Source organism: Sphingomonas sp., from assembly GCF_051962185.1.
Lineage (GTDB): Bacteria > Pseudomonadota > Alphaproteobacteria > Sphingomonadales > Sphingomonadaceae > Sphingomonas.
In genome coordinates this window covers 1-21835 of record NZ_JBQCCN010000301.1, presented here as the reverse complement: position 1 = coordinate 21835, position 21835 = coordinate 1, and the positions used below count along the sequence as shown (strand labels likewise).

23 protein-coding genes, 1 pseudogene and 2 riboswitches are annotated in these 21835 nt (G+C 66.3%); of the genes and pseudogenes, 10 read left to right on the top strand and 14 right to left on the bottom strand.

Going from position 1 to position 21835, the window contains the following annotated elements:
• The 8 genes and pseudogenes from ACTHJR_RS18505 to ACTHJR_RS18470 all read right to left on the bottom strand — a co-directional run.
• A pseudogene (locus ACTHJR_RS18505) lies at positions 1-254 on the bottom strand (hypothetical protein); the annotation flags it as partial.
• Between the two features lie 108 nt (positions 255-362).
• On the bottom strand, positions 363-1361 hold the full coding sequence (locus tag ACTHJR_RS18500) for a type II secretion system F family protein (protein WP_440524892.1): 999 nt from the start codon (positions 1359-1361) through the stop codon (positions 363-365).
• Between the two features lie 4 nt (positions 1362-1365).
• Positions 1366-2343, bottom strand: a complete 978-nt coding sequence (locus ACTHJR_RS18495) for a type II secretion system F family protein (protein ID WP_440524890.1) — start codon at positions 2341-2343, stop codon at positions 1366-1368.
• Between the two features lie 50 nt (positions 2344-2393).
• Complete coding sequence (locus tag ACTHJR_RS18490; RefSeq protein ID WP_440524888.1) at positions 2394-3698, bottom strand: AAA family ATPase; 1305 nt, start codon at positions 3696-3698, stop codon at positions 2394-2396.
• 1 nt (position 3699) lies between these two features.
• The gene (locus ACTHJR_RS18485) at positions 3700-4332 is read right to left on the bottom strand and encodes a CpaD family pilus assembly protein (protein ID WP_440524887.1); all 633 of its coding nucleotides are present in this window, start codon (positions 4330-4332) and stop codon (positions 3700-3702) included.
• Between the two features lie 20 nt (positions 4333-4352).
• The gene (locus tag ACTHJR_RS18480) at positions 4353-6068 is read right to left on the bottom strand and encodes a pilus assembly protein N-terminal domain-containing protein (RefSeq protein ID WP_440524885.1); all 1716 of its coding nucleotides are present in this window, start codon (positions 6066-6068) and stop codon (positions 4353-4355) included.
• On the bottom strand, positions 6068-7111 hold the full coding sequence (gene cpaB / locus ACTHJR_RS18475) for a Flp pilus assembly protein CpaB (protein WP_440524883.1): 1044 nt from the start codon (positions 7109-7111) through the stop codon (positions 6068-6070). Before cpaB ends, ACTHJR_RS18480 begins: the two co-directional genes overlap by 1 nt.
• Positions 7112-7160: 49 nt before the next feature.
• A complete protein-coding gene (locus ACTHJR_RS18470) occupies positions 7161-7631 on the bottom strand; it encodes an A24 family peptidase (protein WP_440524882.1) in 471 nt (156 codons plus the stop codon).
• A 49-nt stretch (positions 7632-7680) separates the two neighbouring features.
• Here ACTHJR_RS18470 and ACTHJR_RS18465 point away from each other — a divergent pair, with 49 nt between their 5' ends.
• The 3 genes from ACTHJR_RS18465 to ACTHJR_RS18455 are packed head-to-tail and all read left to right on the top strand — an operon-like array spanning position 7681 to position 9935.
• Positions 7681-8625, top strand: coding sequence for an alpha/beta fold hydrolase (locus tag ACTHJR_RS18465; RefSeq protein ID WP_440524881.1), 945 nt, complete (start codon positions 7681-7683; stop codon positions 8623-8625).
• Positions 8622-9704 carry an NAD(P)/FAD-dependent oxidoreductase gene (locus ACTHJR_RS18460; RefSeq protein WP_440524880.1) on the top strand — a complete coding sequence of 361 codons (1083 nt, stop codon included), beginning with the start codon at positions 8622-8624 and terminating at the stop codon, positions 9702-9704. Before ACTHJR_RS18465 ends, ACTHJR_RS18460 begins: the two co-directional genes overlap by 4 nt.
• Positions 9705-9758: 54 nt before the next feature.
• Complete coding sequence (locus tag ACTHJR_RS18455; protein ID WP_440524879.1) at positions 9759-9935, top strand: YegP family protein; 177 nt, start codon at positions 9759-9761, stop codon at positions 9933-9935.
• A 3-nt stretch (positions 9936-9938) separates the two neighbouring features.
• On the opposite strand, the gene rnhA is transcribed toward ACTHJR_RS18455, so the two are convergent.
• From rnhA to ispH, 3 genes are all read right to left on the bottom strand, one after another.
• Positions 9939-10388: a ribonuclease HI gene (rnhA, locus tag ACTHJR_RS18450; protein ID WP_440524877.1), complete on the bottom strand. Its 450-nt coding sequence runs from the start codon at positions 10386-10388 to the stop codon at positions 9939-9941.
• The gene (thrB, locus tag ACTHJR_RS18445; RefSeq protein WP_440524875.1) at positions 10385-11353 is read right to left on the bottom strand and encodes a homoserine kinase; all 969 of its coding nucleotides are present in this window, start codon (positions 11351-11353) and stop codon (positions 10385-10387) included. The genes rnhA and thrB overlap by 4 nt, the downstream gene beginning before the upstream one ends.
• A gap of 84 nt (positions 11354-11437) precedes the next feature.
• Positions 11438-12394, bottom strand: coding sequence for a 4-hydroxy-3-methylbut-2-enyl diphosphate reductase (ispH, locus tag ACTHJR_RS18440; RefSeq protein ID WP_440524873.1), 957 nt, complete (start codon positions 12392-12394; stop codon positions 11438-11440).
• Positions 12395-12587: 193 nt separating this feature from the next.
• Between ispH and ACTHJR_RS18435 the strand changes: the two genes are divergently transcribed.
• The 6 genes from ACTHJR_RS18435 to ACTHJR_RS18410 all read left to right on the top strand — a co-directional run bounded on the left by ACTHJR_RS18435 (position 12588) and on the right by ACTHJR_RS18410 (position 18917).
• Positions 12588-13244: a hypothetical protein gene (locus ACTHJR_RS18435; RefSeq protein WP_440524871.1), complete on the top strand. Its 657-nt coding sequence runs from the start codon at positions 12588-12590 to the stop codon at positions 13242-13244.
• A gap of 176 nt (positions 13245-13420) precedes the next feature.
• Positions 13421-13523, top strand: a riboswitch (glycine riboswitch).
• Positions 13524-13648, top strand: a riboswitch (glycine riboswitch).
• 58 nt (positions 13649-13706) lie between these two features.
• Positions 13707-14834, top strand: a complete 1128-nt coding sequence (gene gcvT / locus ACTHJR_RS18430; RefSeq protein ID WP_440524870.1) for a glycine cleavage system aminomethyltransferase GcvT — start codon at positions 13707-13709, stop codon at positions 14832-14834.
• Positions 14834-15202 (top strand): glycine cleavage system protein GcvH, encoded by a 369-nt coding sequence (gcvH, locus tag ACTHJR_RS18425; protein WP_440524868.1) that lies wholly within the window; start codon positions 14834-14836, stop codon positions 15200-15202. Before gcvT ends, gcvH begins: the two co-directional genes overlap by 1 nt.
• Before the next feature lie 135 nt (positions 15203-15337).
• On the top strand, positions 15338-16696 hold the full coding sequence (gene gcvPA, locus ACTHJR_RS18420; RefSeq protein WP_440524866.1) for an aminomethyl-transferring glycine dehydrogenase subunit GcvPA: 1359 nt from the start codon (positions 15338-15340) through the stop codon (positions 16694-16696).
• Entirely contained in the window at positions 16693-18264 is a 1572-nt protein-coding gene (gene gcvPB / locus ACTHJR_RS18415; protein WP_440524865.1) for an aminomethyl-transferring glycine dehydrogenase subunit GcvPB, read from the top strand. The genes gcvPA and gcvPB overlap by 4 nt, the downstream gene beginning before the upstream one ends.
• 128 nt (positions 18265-18392) lie before the next feature.
• Entirely contained in the window at positions 18393-18917 is a 525-nt protein-coding gene (locus ACTHJR_RS18410; RefSeq protein WP_440524864.1) for a DUF1453 domain-containing protein, read from the top strand.
• On the opposite strand, the gene ACTHJR_RS18405 is transcribed toward ACTHJR_RS18410, so the two are convergent.
• From ACTHJR_RS18405 to ACTHJR_RS18395, 3 genes are all read right to left on the bottom strand, one after another.
• A complete protein-coding gene (locus ACTHJR_RS18405; protein ID WP_440524862.1) occupies positions 18914-19834 on the bottom strand; it encodes a DMT family transporter in 921 nt (306 codons plus the stop codon). The two genes, ACTHJR_RS18410 and ACTHJR_RS18405, sit on opposite strands and share 4 nt — an antisense overlap.
• Positions 19835-19911: 77 nt before the next feature.
• Complete coding sequence (locus tag ACTHJR_RS18400; RefSeq protein ID WP_440524861.1) at positions 19912-20268, bottom strand: hypothetical protein; 357 nt, start codon at positions 20266-20268, stop codon at positions 19912-19914.
• The gene (locus ACTHJR_RS18395; protein WP_440524859.1) at positions 20265-21032 is read right to left on the bottom strand and encodes an FRG domain-containing protein; all 768 of its coding nucleotides are present in this window, start codon (positions 21030-21032) and stop codon (positions 20265-20267) included. Before ACTHJR_RS18395 ends, ACTHJR_RS18400 begins: the two co-directional genes overlap by 4 nt.
• Before the next feature lie 104 nt (positions 21033-21136).
• Between ACTHJR_RS18395 and ACTHJR_RS18390 the strand changes: the two genes are divergently transcribed.
• The coding region (locus ACTHJR_RS18390) for an aminoacyl--tRNA ligase-related protein (RefSeq protein ID WP_440524858.1) at positions 21137-21835 on the top strand (699 nt) is incomplete at its 3' end.

Here is a 21835-nt window from a genome sequence, read left to right as displayed (position 1 = left end):
TTCTCGTTCGCCGCGGTCAGGTCGATCTTCGCCTTTTCCAGGTCGCGCACATAGGCGTCGCGATTGGTCGTCAACGCGTCGCGCTCGCGGGTCTTGGCGTCGGCATCCTGGCGATAGGCGGCGTGGGCGTCGCGTTCCGCTTCATAGCGCGTGCGCCATTTGGTGCCTCGGGGCGCGACCAGCAGGCCGATGACGAGCCCGAGGATGAAGGCCAGCACCAAGACGGCGAGCTGGTTGGCGTCGGTGAACAGCATGCGCTTCTCTCCCTGTCGGGAATGGAACGCGTCATGCTGCGCCGGGTTGCGGGGCGGCGCAAGCAGTTGCCCCGGCTCTCCTCCTGCGCGCGGGAGGAGAGGAAAGGATCAATGCCCGCCGTGGAGGAAGGCGTCGTTGATGCTGCAGGCCGCGGGACCCAGGATGACGACGAACAGGGTCGGCAGGATGAACAGGATCAGCGGCACGGTCATGATCGCCGGCAGGCGGGCGGCCTTTTCCTCGGCGCGCATCATGCGCTCGTTGCGGAATTCGGCCGACAGCACGCGTAGCGCCGAGGCGAGCGGGGTGCCGTATTTCTCGGTCTGGATCATGGTCGTGACCACGCCCTTGACCGCGTCGAGGTCGACGCGCGTCGCGAGATTCTCGAACGCCTGACGGCGATCGGAGAGGAAGCCCAGTTCGATCGCGGTCAGCGCGAATTCGTCGCCCAGTTCGGGATAGGCCTTGCCCAATTCCTTCGACACGCGGTGGAAGGCGGTGTCGACGGTCAAGCCGGCCTCGGCGCAGATCACCAGCAAGTCGAGCGCGTCGGGCAAACCCTTGCGGATCGCGGCGGAACGCTTCTGGATCCTGTTCTTGAGATAGAGGTCGGGGCCCTTGTAGCCGAGGATGAACGTGCCCGCGACGAGCCCGTATTGCTTGAGCGGCGACCAGGTTGCGAACATGTCGGTGCCGTACACCAGATAGAGCATCGGCAGGCCGAACACGATCGGCAGGATCAGCCGGCCGAAGATGACCGCGACGGCATATTCCTTCGAGCGGATGCCGGCCTGGAGTAATTTGGTTTGCGCGACCTTGACCTGGCTGTCCTGAAGAACCTTCAGGTTTTGCAGGATCGAGCGGATGCGGTCGGTAGTCTCGTTCTTCTGGACCAGTTTCGCGCGGCGCTTGCTGGTCGAGGCGGTGATGCCGGCCTTGAGCTGTTCGCGGCGGTCGTTGAGTGCCTTGACGCGGCGCGCCATCGGGTCGCGCACGGTGGTCGCGGCATAGATCGCGAGCAGCACGGCGAAGGCGGCGACCCCTGCGAGCAGGGTGCCTACCCAGAGGACGTCGACGCCGAGCAGGGTGGGGTGGTGCGGTTCCATCGCCTCAGATCTCGAAATTGACCATCTTGGCCATGATCAGGCCGCCCAGCCCCATCCAGATCATGCCGCCGATGCCGGCGACGATCAGGCGCTGATCGACGAAGAAATTGCCCATGTAGCCGGGGCTGATCCACATGATCAGCGCGAACACGATGAACGGCAGCGAACCGACGATATAGGCCGAGGCCTTCGATTCGGACGACATCGCCTTGATCTTCAGCTTCATCTGGCCGCGCTGGCGCAGCACGGTGGCGAGGTTGGAAAGCGTTTCCGCCAGATTGCCGCCGGTCTCGCGCTGGATCGCGATCGAGATCACGAAGAACTGGAATTCGGGCGTGCCGAGCCGGTCCGCGGTTTCCTGAAGCGCGGCGTCCATCGAGCGGCCGATCTTCATCTTGTCGGACACGGCGCGGAATTCCTCGCCGACCGGGCCCGCGACTTCGGCGCCGACCACCGCCATGGTCTCGCTGATCGGCAGGCCCGAGCGCAGGCCGCGGACGAGCAATTCGATGGCGTCGGGGAATTTGGCGTTGAACTTGTTGATGCGCTTCTTGATGAAGAAGCCGACCACGAAATGAGGTAGACCGCCACCGATCACCAGCGCGACCAACAACGACAGCGCGATGGGCGCGCCGCGCAGCAGCAGCAGCGCCGATACGACCACGATCAGGCCGAACGTCGCCATGCCGTACTGGCCGACGGTCCAGCTCTTGCCGGTCATCGCCAGCCGCTTCTTGAGCACGGCGGGACGCGGCAGGAACCGCATCATCGCGGTGTCCATATTGCTGTCGCGCTTGCCGGTGATGCGGCGCATCTGCGCCGCCATTGCGGCTTCGCTGGCGGCCCCGCTATGGCGTTCGCGGAGCGAGGTCAGCCGACGCGACTGCGCCTTCGCCACCGACGGTCCGGAGAAGGCGACTGCCAGCAGGACCAGCATGATCGCTGCCCCACCAATGACCGTGATCAGCGGCACCAACGGCATCGCTCAAACGCTCCACTTGTCTTCGCCGGCCCGGATGGGCGCGGCCATGGTCAATTCGACTTCGCAGCCTTCTTGGGCATCAGCGACTTCAGGTCGGCGAACTTGCCGATCAGCGACTGGCTGCTCGATTTCGCGGCGTCCTTCTTGCCGGCCGAACCCTTGCCCGACGGTTCCGAGGCGTCCCCGACGGCCATCAGCCGCGTCGCGAGTTCGGTCATCGGCGCGACCGTCTTCGATCCCTTGCCGGCTTCGGCCAGCGGCTTGCCTAGCTTCGCGGCCTGCGCCGCCAGCTTCTGGTCGTAGGGGATGACGAAATCGATGCGGCGCTCGATCGAGCCCTCGAAATCCTTGCGGTTGATCTCGAGCTGCGCGCCCGCAGGCACGCGATTGGCGACCACCAAGATCTGCGTTCCGGGCGCGTTCGACTTGAGCCACGACAGGATGCGGATCGTGTCGCGCGCGGCGGCAAGGGTCAGCTCGGTCACCACCATTGCAGTCTGGATATCGTGGATCAGATGCGGATGCTGGATCAGCTGCGCGCGCGGCAGGTCGACCACGGTGCATTCGAACGCGGCGCGCATCTCTTCCTGCAATTGGTAGAAAGCGGCACCGTCGGTCATCATCGGCGAATTGATCGGCGCCTCGGCGGACAATACCGCCAGGCGCTCGCTCGCCTTGACCATCGCGCGCTCGATGAACAGGCCGTCGATGCGGCTGGGATTCTCGATCGCGTCGGTCAGTCCGCGGCCGGGCTCCAGGTCGAGGGCCAGCGCACCGGTGCCGAAATGCACGTCGAGATCGAGCAGCGCGGTGGTGCGGCCACCTTTCTCGCTCATCAGCCAGGCGATGGAGGTCGCCAGAGTCGATGCTCCGGCGCCGCCGCGCGTGCCGATCACCGCCGTCGCGCAATGCGGGCGGTCGGGCGTGGCGTCCGTCAAACGCGGCGCATTGAGCACCGCCTGCGCACTGCCGAACGCCTCGCGCAGCACATCGGGGTTGAGCGGCTTGAGCAGATAATCCTGGATGCCGCTCGCGGTCAGGTCGCGATAGAGGCGGACGTCGTTGACCTGCCCCGCCGCGATGACGACCGTGCCGGGCTCGCAGACTTCGGCCAGCGCGTTGATGTCGTTGAGCGGGTCGCCCGATTCGCTCAGGTCGACGAACAGCACTTGCGGGCTTGCCGACACCGACAGCGACTGGACGGCGTTGCGCAGCCCGCCCTTGTTCACTTTGTCGACCGACCAGCCCATTTCGCTGACGACCGGACGCAACGCTTCGGCGGTGGTTTCATCGCAGACATAGGCGACGAAGGGCTCGCGATGGGCGACGCCAGCGACTTTCCACGGCGCGTTCATCTTACTTGCCTCCCGTCGATTCATTCTTGGTCTGCGTGCCGCCGCCGCCGGTCGGGGCGGCCCTGCGATACGTGTCGATGGCGCGACCCGAGGTGATCGGATCGGCGGTCTCGGCGCCCGGCTGGCCGCGAACGAGATCGAGCGGGTTGGCGACCATCGCGGCGAGCGTGGCATTGCTCGCGCATCCGAAATTGGACGTCGCGCTGCCTTCGAACTCGCTCGAGCCGCTACGCGTGAAATCGGGGCAGCCCGGTACCGTCGCGGTCGCGCGGCTGAGCACCACGCGGACCATGCCGGCGGCAAGCGGCGCGTTCGTGATCGGCGCGCGATCGGCGAGCCGCATGCCATAGTTCGACACGATCGCGGCGATCTCCGCGCGGGCCTGCGAGCCGTAGGGATTGGGATCGTCGACCGAGACCTGGTCGCCGTAGCGCAGCTTCATCGATGCCAGCCAGCCGGCGACGCGGCCGGCTTCGCCCGGCGCGAGCCCGCCGGTGGTCGACTGCGCGTCGAACACGTAATCGGTGCGGCTGACGACCGGCTGCTTGATCGAGTCGACGCCACGATTGAGCGTGCCGCAGCCGCCGAGCATCAGCGCGGGGACGGCGAGGGTGGCGAATAGGATCGTACGCATGTCTGACTGTCCCTCGCGCGTTACAGGCTGAAACCGGGAGTGGCGGGCGCTTCGCCCTTTTTCGACTTCTTGGGCGGCAGCGCCTTCTTGTCGCTGGCGGCCGGATCGGTGGTCGGCTGCGGGCCGGCCGGGACGGCGGGCACCGGAGCGGTCGCGCCGAGCGCGGGCCCGACGGTCGACGGCACGGCCATCATGGGCTTGGGTCGGTCGCCGCCACTCGTGCCTTCGCCCAGGCGGCCCAGGAACACTCGCCCGAGATCGGTCGGCGCCTTGTAGCCGTCGGTCGGCAGCACGACGTCGTTGGCGTTGACCGGCTTCACCAGATAGGGGGTGATGACGATCATCAGCTCGGTTTCGTTGCGCTTCCAGCCGTTCGAGCGGAACAGCGCGCCGAGCACCGGGACGTCGCCGATGCCGGGCGTCTTGGTGATCTGGTTGTCGGTCGAGTTCTGCAGCAACCCGCCGATCACCATCGACTGGCCGGAGCCGAGTTCGATCGTGGTTTCGGCGCGGCGCGTGGTCAGCGCAGGGATCGTGACCCCCGAGATGGTGACCGCGCCCGCCGACGACAGTTGCGACACTTCGGGACGGACGCGCAGCGAGATGCGGCCGTCGGACAGCACCGTCGGCGTGTACGACAGGCTGACGCCATATTGCTTGTATTCGACCGACACGGCGCCGAGGCCCTGGCTGACCGGGATCGGAATTTCGCCGCCGGCGAGGAACGACCCGGTTTCGCCCGACAGCGCGGTCAGGTTCGGATTGGCGAGGGTCGTCACCTGGCCATCGGTCTCGCCGAGATCCAGCGCGCCGAGAATGTCGAGCCCGAACAGACGGCCCATGCCGCCGAGCGTGGTCGCCTGCGGGCCCGGCTGAACCGCCGTTCCGGCCATCTGCGTGAGCTTGCCGGTGGTCGGATCGATCGTGTAGCCGGTAACGGTGCCCAGGCCGACGCTGAGCGGCAGGCTGGGCGCGGTATTCACGGTCGTCGCGATGCTTCGGCCGTTGGTGATGCCGAACTTGAAGCCGCCGGTGCCGTCGATCGTGCTCAGATTGGCGCCGATATTCTTGGCGAACGACTTGCTGACCTCGGCGATCTTGACCTGCAGGTTGACCTGCAACGGCGTCGCGGTGCGCAGGCGGTTGATCACCGCGATCTTGAGCTGCGCGTTGGGACTGCTGGTGTCGACCCCCGGGTTGAGCAACGCGGTGACGATCTGCTGCGCCTGCGCGACGTCGGCGGGCGCCGCGACCGTGCCCGTCAGGACCGCGATCTGGCCGACCGTCACGACCTTGATGTCGGCGTCGGGCATCGCCGCGCGCATCATCCGGTCGATCGAGGTCAGGTTCTGCGCGACACGGACGTTGGTCGAATAGATCACCTTGCCGCTGGCCGAGGTGACGAACACCGTGGTCTCGCCATAATCCTTGCCGAAAAGCCGGATCTGGCGCGGGTTGCTGACGTCGACGTCGGCGACCGCCGGATTGGCGACCCACACGTCGGCGGCATCGACCGGCAAGGTGACGACTTCGCCCTGGCCCGTCGACAACAGGACCTCGGTGGTCGGGCGCTGCGTTCCGGCCGGCAGGCCGCCGACGCGGACCGGCTTGGCCGGGCGGGCCGGCGCGCGCCGCGTCGATTGCGGACCGCCGAAGGCTTCGACCGGCATGGTCGCCATCAGCGCGGTCGCGACCGTGGCCGCGACGATGCGGTTCAGAACGATAGTCGCTTGCATCACTTCTTCCCCCCACGACCGAGCGGTACCTCGGTCACGTTGCTCCCGCGGACGATCCGCACCACGGGGCCGGCGTTGGCCGGGACCCCGCCCGGATAGCCGCTGGTTCCCGCTGTCGCCGCGGCGGCGGCGGGACCGGTCGCTTCGGCCTTGCCCGGCACGGTGCGGCGCTGGAAACGCGACACGTCGGCACCCGTGGCGAACGTGCTTTTGCCGGCGACGGGCTGGCTGTCGGCGGCGGCCAGCATCGCCTTTTCGGCGGCCGGATCCTTGCCGTCGGGAACCTTCACCGACCCGTCGGCGATCGCCTGGTCGAGCTCGGACGCCGAATCGGCGAGCGGGCGCAGCACCAGCGACAGGTCGCCCAAGGTGCGGGCGACGGAAATCTTCTCGGCGATCGCGGGCGTCGCCTCGATCGTCACCATCGAGATCGCGCGGACCACGGTCTTGCCCTGGTCGTCGACATCGGTGGTGGTGCGCTGGTCGGTCGCCAGCACGCGCAGGTTCTTCATGATCGTCTCGGCGACCTTCAGCGGCGGACCATCGCCACCGCCCGGCACCGTCTGCGAAAGCATCAGGTCGACATGGTCGCCCGGGAACACGAAGCCCGCGACCGAATTCTCGTTGCGGATCGGGAAGGTCACCGCGCGCATGCCCGGGGTCAGCGCCGCGGCGAGGAAGCCACGGTCACCCGGCTTGACGATCGCGCCCTGGGTCAGCGGCTGGCCGGCGGTGATCACCGACCGCACCACCGTGCCCTGCAGGGTCTTGGGATCGAACCCGTCCTTCTTCAGGTAATAGGCGTTCTCGACCAGTTCCTTGGGCCAGGGCTGGAACTTGAAGCTGGTCGCATCCAGGATCGTGCCGACCGGCAACGCCTTCGTCGCGACGAGCACTTCGGGTCCGGTCTCGACCGTCGGCACGGGCGATTGCGCCGATGCGATCGGCGCGCTCGACCCGGCGATCAGGCTGCGCGCCATGAACGCGGTGATGGCGGCGACGAAGAGCGCGCCCACCAGCAAAATGATCTTCCGACTATCCATGTCGCTTCATGCCCCGTTGTGGCGATGATTCCGGTTGACCGCCGTTAATCTACGCAAAGTGGTTAAATATCGGTTCACCGAGCGCGACCATCGACGCCATCGCGATCGCGACCCCGTACGGCGTCTCGACCGCCCCCGGCGCCTTGCGGCGCCAATGGTCGAACATCATGATCAGCGTCAGCAGCCCGCCGATGATCGACATGACCATCAGCATGGACAGCAACGCATGGCCCGGCAGCCACAGAGCGAGCGCGCCGATCATCTTGACGTCGCCCCCGCCCATCCAGCCGAAATGAAAGGCGCCGACGAACAGCGCGAACACGCCGATCGCGATGCCCAGCTGCCAGGCGATATCGATCCAGCCATAGCCTTGCACCCACCACCAAGCGGGCGCCATCAGCGCGATCGCGGCGTTCTTCCAATTGGCGATCTCGCGAGTGCGCGCGTCCTCGATACCCGCCGACAGCAGGATCAGGATGAGCGCTCCCCCGAGCGCGAATGGCAGAATTCCCCAGCCCATCGGATCACAGACCTAGACGGCATGGCTTTCCAAAAAGTAACCAGCACGGATGGCATCTTCCGAAACCGCGCGCCGGACTTATCCCGACGGCAGCACGATCTCGCACTGGACCGCCCCCGACGGCTGGCAATTGCGCCGCTTCGACTGGCCGTCCGCCGCCGCGAATCCGCGCGGCTCGATCCTGTTCCAGGGCGGGCGCGGCGATATTTTCGAGAAATATCTGGAGACGTTTCATCACTGGCACGACCAAGGCTGGGCGATCACGTCGTTCGACTGGCGCGGCCAGGGCGGATCGGGACGGCTGAGCGACGACCCGCATGTCGGCGACATCGACCGGTTCGGCACCTATCTCGCCGATTACGGGGCGTTCTGGCGCGACTGGGCCGCCGCGGCGCCCCGGCCGCATGTCGCCATGGGCCATTCGATGGGCGGGCATCTGGTTTGCCGCGCGCTCGCCAAGGTGCTCGCCGAACCCGATGCGGCAGTGCTGGTCGCGCCGATGATGGGGCTGCATGCGCCGATCAGCGCCAGCTTCGGCGAACGCGTCGCGGAGATCGCGATGTGGCTCGGCAACCCCCAGCGCCGGGCCTGGAAATCGAACGAGAAACCCGGCACTACCGACAGCCGGCTGTCGCTGCTGACGCACGATCCGGATCGCTATTCGGACGAACCCTGGTGGTGGGCGCAAAAGCCCGAGATCAAGCTGGGGCCGCCGAGCTGGCGCTGGGTGGTTCGCGCGTTCGAATCGACCCGGCGGCTGCGCGTCAGCAAGCGGGTGAAGATGGTCAGGACGCCGGTGCTGATGCTCGTCGCCGATGCCGACAAGCTGGTCCGCGCCAGCGATGCGCTCAAGGTCGCTTTGCTGTTGCCCGATGTCCGCGTCGTTCGTTTCGGCAAGGAAAGCGCGCACGAAATCCTGCGTGAGGTTGACCCGGTCCGCAATCGCGCCTTGGGGGAGATCGACATCTTCCTATCGGCCCGGGCCCAGCAATGATTTACGACATCGCCATCATCGGCGCCGGCATCGCCGGCGCGGCGCTCGCGGCCGAAGTAGCGCCGCACGCCAAGGTCCTGATCATCGAGGCGGAGGATGTCGCCGGCTATCACGCGACCGGCCGGTCGGCGGCGTTCTGGGAGGAAACCTATGGCGGTCCCGGCGTGCAGCCGCTGACTGCGGCGTCGCGAGCGCCGCTCGAGGCGGGCGGATTCCTGCAGCCCTTGGGTTCGCTGCATATCGGCCGTGAGTCGGAACGCGGCTTGATAGAAGGGCTATTGACCCAATTCGAGGACACCGGCGTCGACCTGTCGCTGGTCGATCCGCGCGAGCGCATCCAGGGCCTGCGTCCCGAGTGGACTCTGGCGGTATGGGAGCCGAGTTGCGCCTATATCGACGTCGCCGGGCTTCATGCGGCAGCGCTGTCGCGCGCGAAGAAGGCAGGGGCCGAGCTGGTGGTCGATGCCGCACTGACCGCCGCGCAGCGCAGCGGCGATCACTGGCAGCTCGATACCAGGGCGGGGAGGTTTACGGCGACGGTCCTGGTCAATGCCGCCGGCGCCTGGGTCGACCAGGTCGCGGCGATGGCCGGCGTCGCGCCGATCGGCATCCAGCCGCTGCGTCGCGCGCTGGTGCAATTGCGCGTCGATCCGCCGGTGCCCGACGACGCGCCGCACGTCGCGCACATCGGGGGGGACTTTTATTTCAAGCCCGAATCGGGCGGACGGTTATGGTTGAGCCCGCACGACGAGGTGCCGAGCGCGCCCGGCGACGTGCAGCCCGAGGAAATCGATATCGCGATCGCGATCGATCGGCTCGAACAGGTCGTCGACTGGCGGATCGAGCGGGTCGAGCGTAGTTGGGCGGGCCTGCGCAGCTTCGCGCCCGATCGCCTGCCGGTCTATGGCTTCGACAATCGGGTACCGGGGTTCTTCTGGTGCGCGGGGCAGGGCGGGTTCGGCATCCAGACCGCGCCGGCGGCGTCGCTGGTGGCGGCGTCCCTTCTGCTCGGCACCGCGCCCGATCCACTCGTCGCGGAAATCGACCGGGATCGTTACACCCCCGCGCGGTTCCGCTAGCGCCTCGTCGCCCGTGAGGTTAACCTATATCAGTCATCAAGACTGGAGGGCCTCATGGCGCACAAGTTCGAAATTTATAAGGACAAGGCTGGCGAGTTCCGCGTTCGCTTCAAGTTCAATAGCGAAGTAATGTTCTCGACCGAGGGCTATTCGAGCAAGGAATCGGCCAAGAACGCCATCGAGTCGATCAAGACCAACGGCCCGGGCGCCCCGGTCGAAGATAACAGCTAAGCGCTAACTCTTCGCGGCAGCCAATGCCGCGTCGCTCGCCAGCCGGTCGGCCCGCTCGTTGTCGGGGTGACCGGCATGGCCTTTCACCCAGACCCAGTCGACGCGATGCGGCGCGGCGGCGTCGATCAGCGCCTGCCACAGCTCGGCATTCTTGACCGGCTTCTTGTCGGCCGTCTTCCAGCCGTTCCTGCGCCAGCCGTGAATCCACTTGGTCAGGCCGTCCATGACATAGCGGCTGTCGGTCGACAGCGTCACGCGACAGGGGCGCTTGAGCGCGTTCAGTCCCTCGATCGCCGCGGTCAGCTCCATGCGGTTGTTGGTCGTCAACTTCTCGCCGCCCGACAATTCCTTTTCGCGCGTGCCCATGCGGATCAGCACGCCCCAGCCGCCCGGGCCGGGATTGCCCTTGCACGCGCCGTCGGTCGCGATCTCGACATGGCTGAGCTCGGTCATGCCAGCGACCGGAAGTCGCGCACGAAGCCGGGATCGTAGACCTTGAGCCGGCGCCAGTAAGCGAGCGGGTCCTTGCGCGTGACCATCGCGTCGGCAGGCGTGTTGAGCCAGTCCCAGGCGCGGCTGAGGAAGAAGCGGATGCAGGCGCCGGCGGCAAAGCCGGGCAGGGCGGCACGCTCGGCGTCGCTCAGCGGCAGCGCGCCATGATAGCCGCGGATCAGCGCCTCGCCGATCGCCGGGTGGTGGGTCGTGCCGGCGGCGTCGAACGACCAGGCGCTGTGCATCACCGCGAGATCGTAGATGCGCGCGTCGGTGCAGGCGAAATAGAAGTCGATCAACCCGGTCACGGCGCTGCCGCGCATCAGCACGTTGTCGGGGAACAGGTCGGCGTGGATCGTTCCCTGCGCGACATGGTCGCCTTGCCAGCCGCGCACCACGCGGTCGACCATCGCCGCGGCCTCGGCGTGGAGGTTGGGCGCCATGTCGTCGAGCGAGCGGCCGCAGCGCTCGAACAAAGGTTGCCAGGTGCGCACGCCCATCGAATTCTCGCGAACGGCTGCGAAATCGGTCAGGCTGGCGTGCATCCGCCCCATGGCGGCACCGGCGGCTTCGGCCTGCGCCGCGGTCGGATGGCTGACCGAAACCCCTGGCAGGAACTTGATCAGGCAGGCCGGCCGTCCTTCCAGCGTCTGCAGCGCCTCGCCGTCACGATCCTTGATCGCTGGCGGCACCGGATTGCCGCGCTCGGCGAGATGATCGCGCAGCGTCATGAAATAGGGCAGGTCGCCGGCGTCAACCCGCTTCTCATAGAGGGTCAGGATGAAGCGGCCCTGGGTCGTGTCGACCAGATAGTTCGAATTCTCGACTCCCTCGGCGATGCCTTTGGCCGAGACCAGTTCGCCGACGTCATAGCGCGCGAGAAATTGCTCCAGCGCCTCGGCCGAAACATGCGTGTAGACCGCCACGACCCTAAACCGTCATCCCGGCCAAAGCCGGGATCCCAAGAATATTGCATGAGACCCCAGCTTGCGCTGGGGTGACGATTGCGTTCACGCCGCCGCCTCGAGTCCGCGCGGTAGCTTGAAGGAGACCGTTTCCTCGGTGGTCTCGACCTCGCGCTCGCGTACCTCGAAGCGCTCGGCGAGCCGGTCGACCAGCTCGCGCACCAGCTCCTCGGGCGCCGAGGCGCCGGCGGTGATGCCGAGCGTACCGACGCCGTCGAGGAAGTCCCAGTCGAGATCGGCGGCGCGCTGGATCAGCTTCGACGGGATGCCCTGACGCTCCGCCACTTCGACCAGCCGCAGCGAGTTGGACGAATTGGGCGCGCCCAGCACCAGCATCGCGTCGCACGCGCCGGCGATCGCCTTGACCGCAGCCTGGCGATTGGAGGTGGCGTAGCAGATATCCTCGCCGCGCGGCGCCTGGATCGCCGGGAACCTGGCCTGCAACGCGGCCACCACTTCCGCCGTGTCATCGACCGACAGCGTGGTCTGGGTCAGGAACGACAGGTTCTCGGGGTTCGGCGCGACGAAGCCGGCGACATCGGCGACCGTCTCGACCAATGTCATCGATCCTTCGGGTACCTGGCCGAACGTACCGATCACTTCGGGGTGACCGGCATGGCCGATGAACACGATATGCCGGCCCGACGCCACCAGCCGCTCGGCTTGGCGATGGACCTTGCTGACCAGCGGGCAGGTCGCGTCGAGATAGGACAGGCCGCGCTCGGCCGCCTTGGCCGGCACCGCCTTGGGGACGCCATGAGCGCTGAACACGACCGGCACGCCGTCGGGCACCTGGTCGAGCTCCTCGACGAAGATCGCCCCCTTGGCCTTGAGATTGTCGACGACGAATTTGTTGTGGACGATCTCGTGCCGGACATAGACCGGCGCGCCATATTTTTCGATCGCCAGTTCGACGATACGGATCGCGCGGTCGACGCCCGCGCAAAAGCCGCGCGGCGCCGCGATCAGCAAGTCGAGTGTCGGTTTAGGGGCGGAAGCCATGGCGCGCGCTCTACGCGATTGCAGTGGCGAGGCAAAGGCGGTTTCGGGGAGCTGCGCCGGACCGTTTCGCGACCGGTCTCACGGCTGTTGCCGCCGTCAGGATCGCCCCCTATGGTGCCCGCCGCTTATGTATAGGGTCAGGGGCCATGGCGCGTGCCGCGGCCCCTTCCCGTGTCGAAAAGGTCTGCCGCTCGTGTCACCCCGCTATCTTGCCGCTCCGATCGCTCTAGCGCTGGTCCTCGGCGGCTGCGCCAGCCGCGGCGAGCTCGACATTTCGGAGGCCGGGGCCGGCGTCACCGCGGTGCGCACGCCGTGCCCGACGGTCGGCGTGCCGGCGGGCACCGGCGACCTCACGTTGTTCGATCCGGCGACCAGCCGCGATGCCAATGCGATCGACGTGGTCGCCGCGATGACCGATGTCCGCTCGACCTGCAACAACGACGGCGAGAGCGCGCAAGTCATCACCAACGTCACCTTCCAGGTGCTGGCGCGACGCACCCGCGCCGATGGCCCGCGCGACGTGACCTTGCCCTATTTCATTACCGTGGTGCAGGGCGGCAGCGCCGTGGTCGCCAAGCGCGTCGGTCGTGTCGTAGTCCATTTCGACGCCGGCCAGACACGCGCGAGCGTCGCCGGGTCGGCTTCGGCCAGTGTCGATCGCGCGGCGGCGACCCTGTCGGACGAGGTTAAGCGCCGCATCACCGAAAAGCGCAAGGGCGGCAGCGAAGCGGCCGCGATCGATCCGTTGAGCGCACCCGATGTCCGCAACGCCGTGCTCCGCGCCACGTTCGAGGCGCTGGTCGGGTTCCAGCTCACCGACGATCAGCTCAAGTACAACGCGACGCGCTGATACGCCGTTGTCCCGGCAAGAAACCGCCGTCCCAGCAAAACTCGTCATCCCAGCGTAAGCTGGGATCTCCCGCAGTATTGCCCCACCCGAGATCCCGGCTTTCGCCGGGATGACGGCTTTGGTCGATTTTGGCCGATTGACTCGCCTGTCGGGTCACGCCACAGCATCGCCCAGTCGCTGACGACGCGGGAGAGCGCGGGCCCCTTTGCAAAAAGGAAGTCCGCCGCCGAAGGAGCAACCGCCCCGGAATCTCTCAGGCAAACGGACCGCGTTTGTCGACAGCGACGCTCTGGAAAGCGCGTGGGGGCATCTGCTTCCGCGCCACCGAAGGGGTAAGCCGGGTCGTCGCCAAACGCTGGCGGAGCCGGGCGAAAGCTCTCAGGTCCCGTGACAGAGGGGGCGGCAGGACATTGGGCTGGCAGGGCCCGGTGTCGCGCCGCCATCTGTTTTGGGAGACCTGATGTGAGCGACGATACCGAAACCGAAATCGAGCTGCAGACGCTCCCGCTCGACGCGTGGCATCGCGCCAAGGGTGGTCGCATGGTGCCGTTCGCGGGCTATCACATGCCGGTCCAGTACGAGGGCATCATGGCCGAGCATCTGTGGGTGCGCGACTCGGCCGGCCTGTTCGACGTCAGCCATATGGGCCAGCTCCAGCTGAGCGGCCCCAATCTCGATACCGAGCTCGAGAAACTGATCCCTGCCGACGTGAAGGGCGTGAAGCTCCACGGCCAGAAATATTCGCTGCTGCTCGCCGACAATGGCGGCATCCTCGACGATCTGATGTTCACCCGCTGGGAAGACGGCCTCTACATGGTCGTCAATGGCGCGGTGAAATATGACGACATCGCGCACCTTCGCGACAATCTGCCCGACGCCATCACCCTCAACCATATGGACGAGCAGGCGCTGTTGGCGCTGCAGGGGCCGAAAGCGGCCGAGGCGCTGGGCCGGCTGGTGCCGGGCGTCGCCGACCTGGTGTTCATGACTGGCGGCCGATTCGACTGGAACGGCGTGCCGCTCTGGATCAGCCGCTCGGGCTATACCGGCGAGGACGGCTTCGAAATCTCGGTCCCGGGAGACCAAGCCGAGGCGTTGGCCGACGCGCTTTGTGCCCAGCCCGAGGTCAAGCCGATCGGTCTCGGCGCGCGCGATTCGCTGCGGCTCGAAGCCGATCTGCCGCTCTACGGCCACGACCTCGACCCCGAGACGACGCCGATCATGGCGGCGCTCGGCTTCGCCGTCGCCAGCAAGCGCCGCCGCGAGGAAGGCAATTTCCCCGGTGCCGAGCGCATCCTGCTCGAGCGCGAACAAGGCGCGGTCGTGAAACGCGTCGGCCTGCTGGTCGAGGGCCGCCAGCCGGTCCGCGAAGGCGCTGCGGTGCTCGACGCCGACGGCTCCGAAGTCGGCAAGGTCACCTCGGGCGGCTTCGCCCCGACGCTCGGCGCGCCGATCGCCATGGCCTATGTACCCGCCGCGCTGGCCGAGGTCGGCACTCGCATTCAGCTCAACCAGCGCGGCAAGGTCCATGAAGCGATCGTCGCCGCCATGCCTTTCGTTCCCCACCGTTATGTCAGAGGAAGCAAGTAATGCGCTACTTCACCGAAGATCATGAATGGGTCGATGTCGACGGTGACGTCGGCACGGTCGGCATCACCGATTACGCGCAGAGCCAGCTCGGCGACATCGTGTTCGTCGACGTGCCCGAAGAGGGCAAGACCGTCGCCAAGGGCGACGAAGCCGCGGTGGTCGAATCGGTCAAGGCCGCGTCGGACGTCTATTCGCCGGTCTCGGGCACGGTGATCGAGGGCAATGCCGAGCTCGCCGACAATCCCGGCCTGGTCAACGAGGACCCCGAAGGCGAGGGCTGGTTCTTCAAGCTGACCTTGAGCGACACCAGCGAACTCGAGGGTTTGATGGACGAGGCCAAGTACGAGGCGTTCGTCGCCAAGCTGTGAGGCGATGAGATTCCCCTCCCGCTTGCGGGAGGGCTAGGGGAGGGCGTGTCACCGGGCCGCACGCTGCTCGTTCCCGATTGATCCAACAGGCCCTCCCCCGACCCCTCCCGCAAGCGGGAGGGGAGGAGTTGTTGAATGCGCTATCTCCCCCTTACCCAGCCCGACCGCGAGGCGATGCTCGGCGTCATCGGCGCCAAGACCATCGACGATCTGTTCGTCGACGTGCCCGAGGCCGCGCGCCTGTCCGGGCCGATCGCCGGCCTGCCGATGCATGCCAGCGAATTGGCGGTCGAACGTCATATGACCGCGCTCGCGCGCAAGAATCTGGCCGCCGGTGAGGCGCCGTTCTTCCTCGGCTGCGGGGCCTATCGTCATCACGTGCCGGCCTCGGTCGATCATCTGATCCAGCGCGGCGAGTTCCTGACCGCCTATACGCCCTATCAGCCCGAGATCGCGCAGGGCACCTTGCAGATGCTGTTCGAGTTCCAGACGCAGGTCGCGCGCCTGCTCGGGACCGATGTCGCCAACGCCTCGATGTACGATGGCTCGACCGCCTGCTGGGAAGCGATCGGCATGGCGCGGCGCGTCACGAAGCGCGGCAAGGCGATCCTGTCGGGCGGGCTCCACCCGCATTATGTCTCGGTCGCGAAGACGATGGCCAAATATACCGGCGATCATCTCGAAACATCGCTGCCGACGTTGTCGGCGGAGACGGATATCGACGCGCTGATCGCGGCGATCGACGACGATACGTCGTGCGTCGTCGTCCAATATCCCGACATCCTCGGCCGCGTCGCCGACCTCCGTCCGCTGGCCGATGCCGCGCACGCGAAAAAGGCGCTGCTGATCGCGGTGGTGACCGAGCCGGTCGCGCTCGGTGCGCTCAAGTCGCCGGGTGAGATGGATGCCGACATCGTCGTCGGCGAAGGCCAGTCGATCGGCGTCGGGCTGCAGTTCGGCGGGCCCTATGTCGGCCTGATGGGCTGCAAGGAAAAGTACATCCGCCAGATGCCCGGCCGCTTCTGCGGCGAGACCGTGGATGCCGAGGGCAAGCGCGGTTTCGTGCTGACGCTCTCGACCCGCGAGCAGCATATCCGCCGCGAGAAGGCGACCTCGAACATCTGCACCAACAGCGGCCTTTGCGCCTTGGCCTTCTCGATCCACATGACCCTGCTCGGCGAGGCGGGGCTGCGCGCGCTCGCCGCGACCAACCATTCCGGCGCGGTCGCCGCTGCCGAGCGGCTGGCCAAGGTGCCGGGGGTTGAGCTGGTCAACGACAGCTTCTTCAACGAATTCACGCTGAAGCTGTCGAAGGAAGCGCGACCCGTCGTCCGTACGCTCGCAGACAAGGGCATATTGGCGGGCGTGTCGCTCGGCCGTCTCTATCCCGACGCCGCCGGCCTCGCCAACGGGCTGGTCGTCGCGGTCACCGAAACCACCACACCGGAGGACGTCGAGACGCTTGCCTCCGCGCTCCAGGAGGCGCTGTCATGAGCAACATCCACCAGAGCGGCTGGCGTCCGACAAGCCCCGAAGCTGGCGAGAGCGCGACCGGCACCTTCACCGGCAACCGCGCGCTGATGCTCGAAGAGGCGCTGATCTTCGAGATCGGCTCGACCGAGACGACCGGCGTCGAAGTCGCCGAGCCGGCCAAGGTCGCCTCGCGGCTGGGCGGTCTCGCGCGTAGCGCGCCGATCGGCCTGCCGGGTCTCTCCGAGCCCGAGGCAGTGCGGCACTATACGCGCCTCAGCCGCCAGAATTACGCCATCGACCTCGGCCTGTTCCCGCTCGGATCGTGCACGATGAAGCACAATCCGCGCCTTAACGAGAAGATGGCGCGGCTTCCCGGCTTCGCCGACGTCCACCCGCTGCAGCCAGTCGACACCGTGCAGGGCGCGTTCGAGGTGATCCACCAGCTCGCGCACTGGCTGGTGACGCTGACCGGCATGCATTCGGTGGCGATGAGCCCCAAGGCCGGCGCGCATGGCGAGCTCTGCGGTATCCTGGCGATCAAGGCCGCGCTCGAGGCGAAGGGTGAGGGGCAGCGCAAGGTCATCCTGGTTCCCGAATCGGCGCACGGCACCAACCCCGCGACTGCCGCCTTTGCCGGCTACAGTGTCGAGGACATTCCCGCGACCGCCGACGGTCGCGTCGACGTCGCCGCGCTCAAGGCCCGGCTCGGGCCCGATGTCGCGGGCGTGATGATCACCAACCCCAATACCTGCGGCCTGTTCGAGCGCGAGATGCGCACGATCTCGGACGCGGTCCATGCGGTCGGCGGCTACGTCTATTGCGACGGGGCCAATTTCAACGCGATCGTCGGACGCGTGCGCCCGGGCGATCTCGGCGTCGATGCGATGCACATCAACCTGCACAAGACCTTCTCGACCCCGCATGGCGGCGGCGGGCCGGGCGCGGGACCGGTGGTGTTCTCCGAAGCGCTGACGCCGTTCGCGCCGCTGCCGTTCGTCGAGAAGCAGGGCGATCATTTCGCGCTGGTCGAGGAAGAGACGGCGGGCGAGCATCACGGCAAGAGCTTCGGCCGGATGGTCGCGTTCAACGGCCAGATGGGCATGTTCACCCGCGCACTGACCTATATCCTCAGCCACGGCGCCGACGGCCTGCGCCAGGTCGCCGAGGATTCGGTGCTCAACGCGAACTATGTCCTGCGCAGCCTGGAGAACACGCTCGACGCGCCGTTCGCCGGCTCGGGGCCGTGCATGCACGAGGCGATCTTCTCCGATGAGGGCCTGCCCGAGGGCTTCTCGACGATCGACATCGCCAAGGGGCTGATCGACGAGGGTTATCATCCGATGACGATGTATTTCCCGCTCGTCGTCCATGGCGCGATGCTGGTCGAGCCGACCGAGACCGAATCGAAGGCGGCGCTCGACCAGTTCATCGGCGCGCTGCGCTCGGTCGCCGAACGTGCCAAGGCGGGCGACGAATCGTTGCGCTCGGCGCCGCATTTCGCGCCGCGCCGGCGCCTCGACGAGACGCTCGCGGCGCGCAAGCCGGTGCTGGTGTGGAAGGATCCGGAGCTGGCGCAAGCGGCGGAATAAGGCGGAGCCGAACCGATCGAGCCGCCGCCGCGCGGCTCGATCGGATAACCGCAACAATATCCGAATATGACTGGCTTCGGGGTGCTTTTGCCCTGTTAATACGCGCGCGTCTTCACCGGGGGTTCGCAATGCAAGGCCAGGTCGTTCAACCCAATGGAATCCTGCACTATCTGATTCCGATCGCGCTGTTCGGCGTGATCTTCGCGCTGCGCGCCCGGCGGATGTCGCAGATGCGGCCGCTCAAGCTCGAAATGCTCTGGGTGGTGCCGGCGATCTATCTGGTGCTCGTCGGGGCCAATTTCGCGGTGCGGCCGCCGACGCCGGCGGCGTGGATCGCCTCCGCGGTCGCGCTGATGATCGGGGCGGCGTTCGGCTGGCAGCGCGGGCGGCTGATGCACATCCATGTCGACCCGGAAACGCATGCGCTCAATCAGAAGGGATCGCCCTGGGCGATCCTGTTCCTGCTGGCGATCTTCGCGATCAAATATCTCGCACAGGGGGAAGGAAAGGCACTGGGCTTCGACGTCATGCTGGTGACCGACGCGGCCCTGGCCTTCGCGCTCGGCATGTTCGCCACGACGCGGCTCGAGATGTTCCTGCGCGCGAAGCGGCTGCTGGCGGAGACGCGCGCCGGCGCGATGTCGCGGAGCTAATCGGCGATCGCCTCGCGGACCTGCGGGCGCCGCGCGACGCGGTGCTCGCGCCAAGCGATGTAGAGGCCGCTCGCGACGATCACCGGCGCCCCGACCCAGGTCCAGGGCGTCGGCAGCATGTCGAACAATATCCAGCCATAGAGCGTCGCCCAGATCAGGCTCGAATAATCCATCGGCATCACTGCCGAGACCGGCGCGTATTTGAGCGCGGCGGTGAACGCGATCTGCGCCAGCCCGCCGACCAGCCCCATCGCGATCAGCACCGCGAAGGTGATCGCGTCATGCGCGTGCGCGAAGAACGGATAGATCAGCCCCATCGGGCCCATCGACAGCAAGGAGAACCAGAACACGGTCGTCACCGGATGATCGATCTTGCCGATCTGGCGCAATTGGATCGCGACCACCGCGACGAATATTGCCGACGTCCGCCCCACCAGCGCGCCACCCAGCGGGACATGCCCGCTGCCCGGGTGCGTCACGATCAGCACGCCGACGAACCCGATCACGACTGCGCCCCAACGATGCCGGCCGGTCGGCTCCTGGAGCACCAGCGCGCCCAGGATCGTCGCGAAGATCGGGACGGTGAAGCTGAGCGTCGTCGCCTCGGCCAGCGGAAGGAGCAGCAACGCGCCGAAATTGAACACCATCCCGGTCAGCCCGGTCGCCGCGCGGATCACCTGGCCGCGGAACGCCCGCGGCCTGATCGCGCTCAGGCCCGGGCCGGCGATCATCATATAGGCGAGCACGACCGGGACCGCGCTGCCCTGACGGAAGAACATGATCTCGGCGAGATTGGCGCCGCGCACCTCGGCAATCTTGATCAGTGCCGACAGGCTCGACAGCAGGAACACCGCGAGCAGCCGCATCGCGATGCCGAGCATCACGCGATCGTTGCTGGCCGCTGTCGTCGCCCCCATCGCGTCGCCATGCGCGTCGCACGAGGGCGTGACAAGTCGCCTGACGAACCGGTAAAAGTTAGCCGGCGTCGCCTCTTCTATTCATAAAATGACGAGGTATCGACCGAGATCACGTCTATCTCTGGACCGTCATCGGTCAATCTGCCATTGATGGAAGCCAAATATTCATCGCTCATCGTATCTTGGTCGGTACCAGATCCATAGACCAAGGTAACGTAGATCGACGCTACGGCTTCAAAATTTCCATCGGTATCCAGCACAACGCTATCGGGATCACCGTCGATTGCTTCGAAAATGGTGCCAGATGAAAGATCTGCAAGATCGTCCCACGCATGGAAACGATTGAGATCGTCTTGATCCAGGCGGTTGATGCAATCGATAATTCTGGCGGTATCCTCTCCATTCTGCGGCACAAATTTTCGTAGCACGCTCATACGATCGCTCCTAGGCCGATCCCTTGCCGCGCCTGCCAAGCCGACCGCGCTCCAAGACCATCCAGCCCGCCCATCAAATATAGCGGATCGACGCCCAGATAGAATAATCTTCGCAGGAAAAAGTCGCGATCGTTGCCCGATATATCGAATATGTTCGTGGGATTGCTCATCGGTTCGCCCCATGGCGTATCGGGGGCGGGGTGAACACTGAAAAGGCCGCTCTGTGAAGCGATGCGAGTCGAGATCATGCGGGGTAGGGCAAAGCCGATATCGGACAGGGCGAAGGGATCTGAGAGCGCGTCGGTATCGAGAACGCGGGTATGTCGCACGCGCACCGCGACGATGCGACAATCGACGGCCGTCCGTTCCGGCACGGCGTTAACGGTTCTGCCGCCCTTTCGGTATTCGCGACTGCCCGGCGACGCCGAGGCGGCAAAATAAGCCGCCACGAGGGGATTGGTCGTCCAGTCCAGCAATCGTGTGGGCACGCCATGATGTTGTGCCAACGCCAGATATTCCCACGCGGTGAAGCCGGACTCGGATGAGAATTGCGGGACCCGCCGGCGAAAGGCCGCTAGCACTTGTTGTTCGCGCGCTGCCGAATAATTCGGAATACGGCCGATCGTCGAAATCAAATCATATGTAGTGTCGCCGAGTCCCCTAAAGGCCCAGGCGGAATCACTGTGATCATCGATCCAACGTTGAAATCGCTGCCAGTTTGCGAGCCGGTTTGTCCCAAGAACAATTCTAGGTGTGCGCGCCACGACAACCTCCTGCACCGTGCTAGCGAACGAGCGGGCATCTCGCCACTTCATTTGGCTCCGGAATGGGGTGACGCCGCCACCTGCTGGCGCTATCCGCCCGCATCATGATCAAGCACGCCCTTTCCGTCACCCGCGCCGAGGATTTCGCGCAATGGTATCAGACCGTCATCGCCGAGGCCGACATGGCCGAGGAGAGCGGGGTTCGCGGGTGCATGGTCATGCGGCCGTGGGGCTATGGCATCTGGGAGCGCATGCAGCGGCTGATCGACGACCGCATCCGCGCGCTCGGCTATGACAACACCTATTTCCCGCTGTTCATCCCGCTTTCCTATTTCGAGAAGGAAGCGGAGCATGTCGAAGGCTTCGCCAAGGAAATGGCGGTCGTCACGCATCACCGCCTGATCCCCGACGGCAAGGGCGGGCTGATCCCCGATCCCGCCGCCAAGCTCGAAGAGCCGTTGGTCGTTCGTCCGACCTCGGAAACGGTCATCGGCGCCGCCTTCGCGCGCTGGATCCAGTCGTGGCGCGACTTGCCGGTGCAGATCAACCAATGGGCGAACGTCGTGCGCTGGGAGATGCGCACGCGCATGTTCCTGCGCACCGCCGACTTCCTCTGGCAGGAAGGCCATGCCGCCTACGCCTCGGCCGAGCAGGCCAAGGTCGAGACCGCCAAGGCGCTCGAACTCTACCGCTCGTTCGCCGAGGAATGCGTCGCGATGCCGGTGATCGCGGGCGAGAAGCCCGAGAACGAGCGTTTCCCCGGTGCGGTCGAGACCTGGTCGATCGAGGCGATGATGCAGGAC

Bases quoted from the DNA above. Each gene is read 5' to 3' on its own strand.
- ACTHJR_RS18465 (WP_440524881.1), top strand. From the start codon at position 7,681: ATGGCATCTTCCGAAACCGCGCGCCGGACTTATCCCGACGGCAGCACG.
- ispH (WP_440524873.1), bottom strand. From the start codon at position 12,394: ATGGCTTCCGCCCCTAAACCGACACTCGACTTGCTGATCGCGGCGCCG.
- ACTHJR_RS18480 (WP_440524885.1), bottom strand. From the start codon at position 6,068: ATGCAAGCGACTATCGTTCTGAACCGCATCGTCGCGGCCACGGTCGCG.
- ACTHJR_RS18500 (WP_440524892.1), bottom strand. From the start codon at position 1,361: ATGGAACCGCACCACCCCACCCTGCTCGGCGTCGACGTCCTCTGGGTA.
- gcvH (WP_440524868.1), top strand. From the start codon at position 14,834: ATGCGCTACTTCACCGAAGATCATGAATGGGTCGATGTCGACGGTGAC.
- ACTHJR_RS18485 (WP_440524887.1), bottom strand. From the start codon at position 4,332: ATGCGTACGATCCTATTCGCCACCCTCGCCGTCCCCGCGCTGATGCTC.
- gcvPB (WP_440524865.1), top strand. From the start codon at position 16,693: ATGAGCAACATCCACCAGAGCGGCTGGCGTCCGACAAGCCCCGAAGCT.
- gcvPA (WP_440524866.1), top strand. From the start codon at position 15,338: ATGCGCTATCTCCCCCTTACCCAGCCCGACCGCGAGGCGATGCTCGGC.
- ACTHJR_RS18470 (WP_440524882.1), bottom strand. From the start codon at position 7,631: ATGGGCTGGGGAATTCTGCCATTCGCGCTCGGGGGAGCGCTCATCCTG.
- ACTHJR_RS18460 (WP_440524880.1), top strand. From the start codon at position 8,622: ATGATTTACGACATCGCCATCATCGGCGCCGGCATCGCCGGCGCGGCG.
- ACTHJR_RS18490 (WP_440524888.1), bottom strand. From the start codon at position 3,698: ATGAACGCGCCGTGGAAAGTCGCTGGCGTCGCCCATCGCGAGCCCTTC.
- cpaB (WP_440524883.1), bottom strand. From the start codon at position 7,111: ATGGATAGTCGGAAGATCATTTTGCTGGTGGGCGCGCTCTTCGTCGCC.
- ACTHJR_RS18400 (WP_440524861.1), bottom strand. From the start codon at position 20,268: ATGAGCGTGCTACGAAAATTTGTGCCGCAGAATGGAGAGGATACCGCC.
- ACTHJR_RS18410 (WP_440524864.1), top strand. From the start codon at position 18,393: ATGCAAGGCCAGGTCGTTCAACCCAATGGAATCCTGCACTATCTGATT.
- ACTHJR_RS18455 (WP_440524879.1), top strand. From the start codon at position 9,759: ATGGCGCACAAGTTCGAAATTTATAAGGACAAGGCTGGCGAGTTCCGC.
- ACTHJR_RS18495 (WP_440524890.1), bottom strand. From the start codon at position 2,343: ATGCCGTTGGTGCCGCTGATCACGGTCATTGGTGGGGCAGCGATCATG.
- rnhA (WP_440524877.1), bottom strand. From the start codon at position 10,388: ATGACCGAGCTCAGCCATGTCGAGATCGCGACCGACGGCGCGTGCAAG.
- ACTHJR_RS18405 (WP_440524862.1), bottom strand. From the start codon at position 19,834: ATGGGGGCGACGACAGCGGCCAGCAACGATCGCGTGATGCTCGGCATC.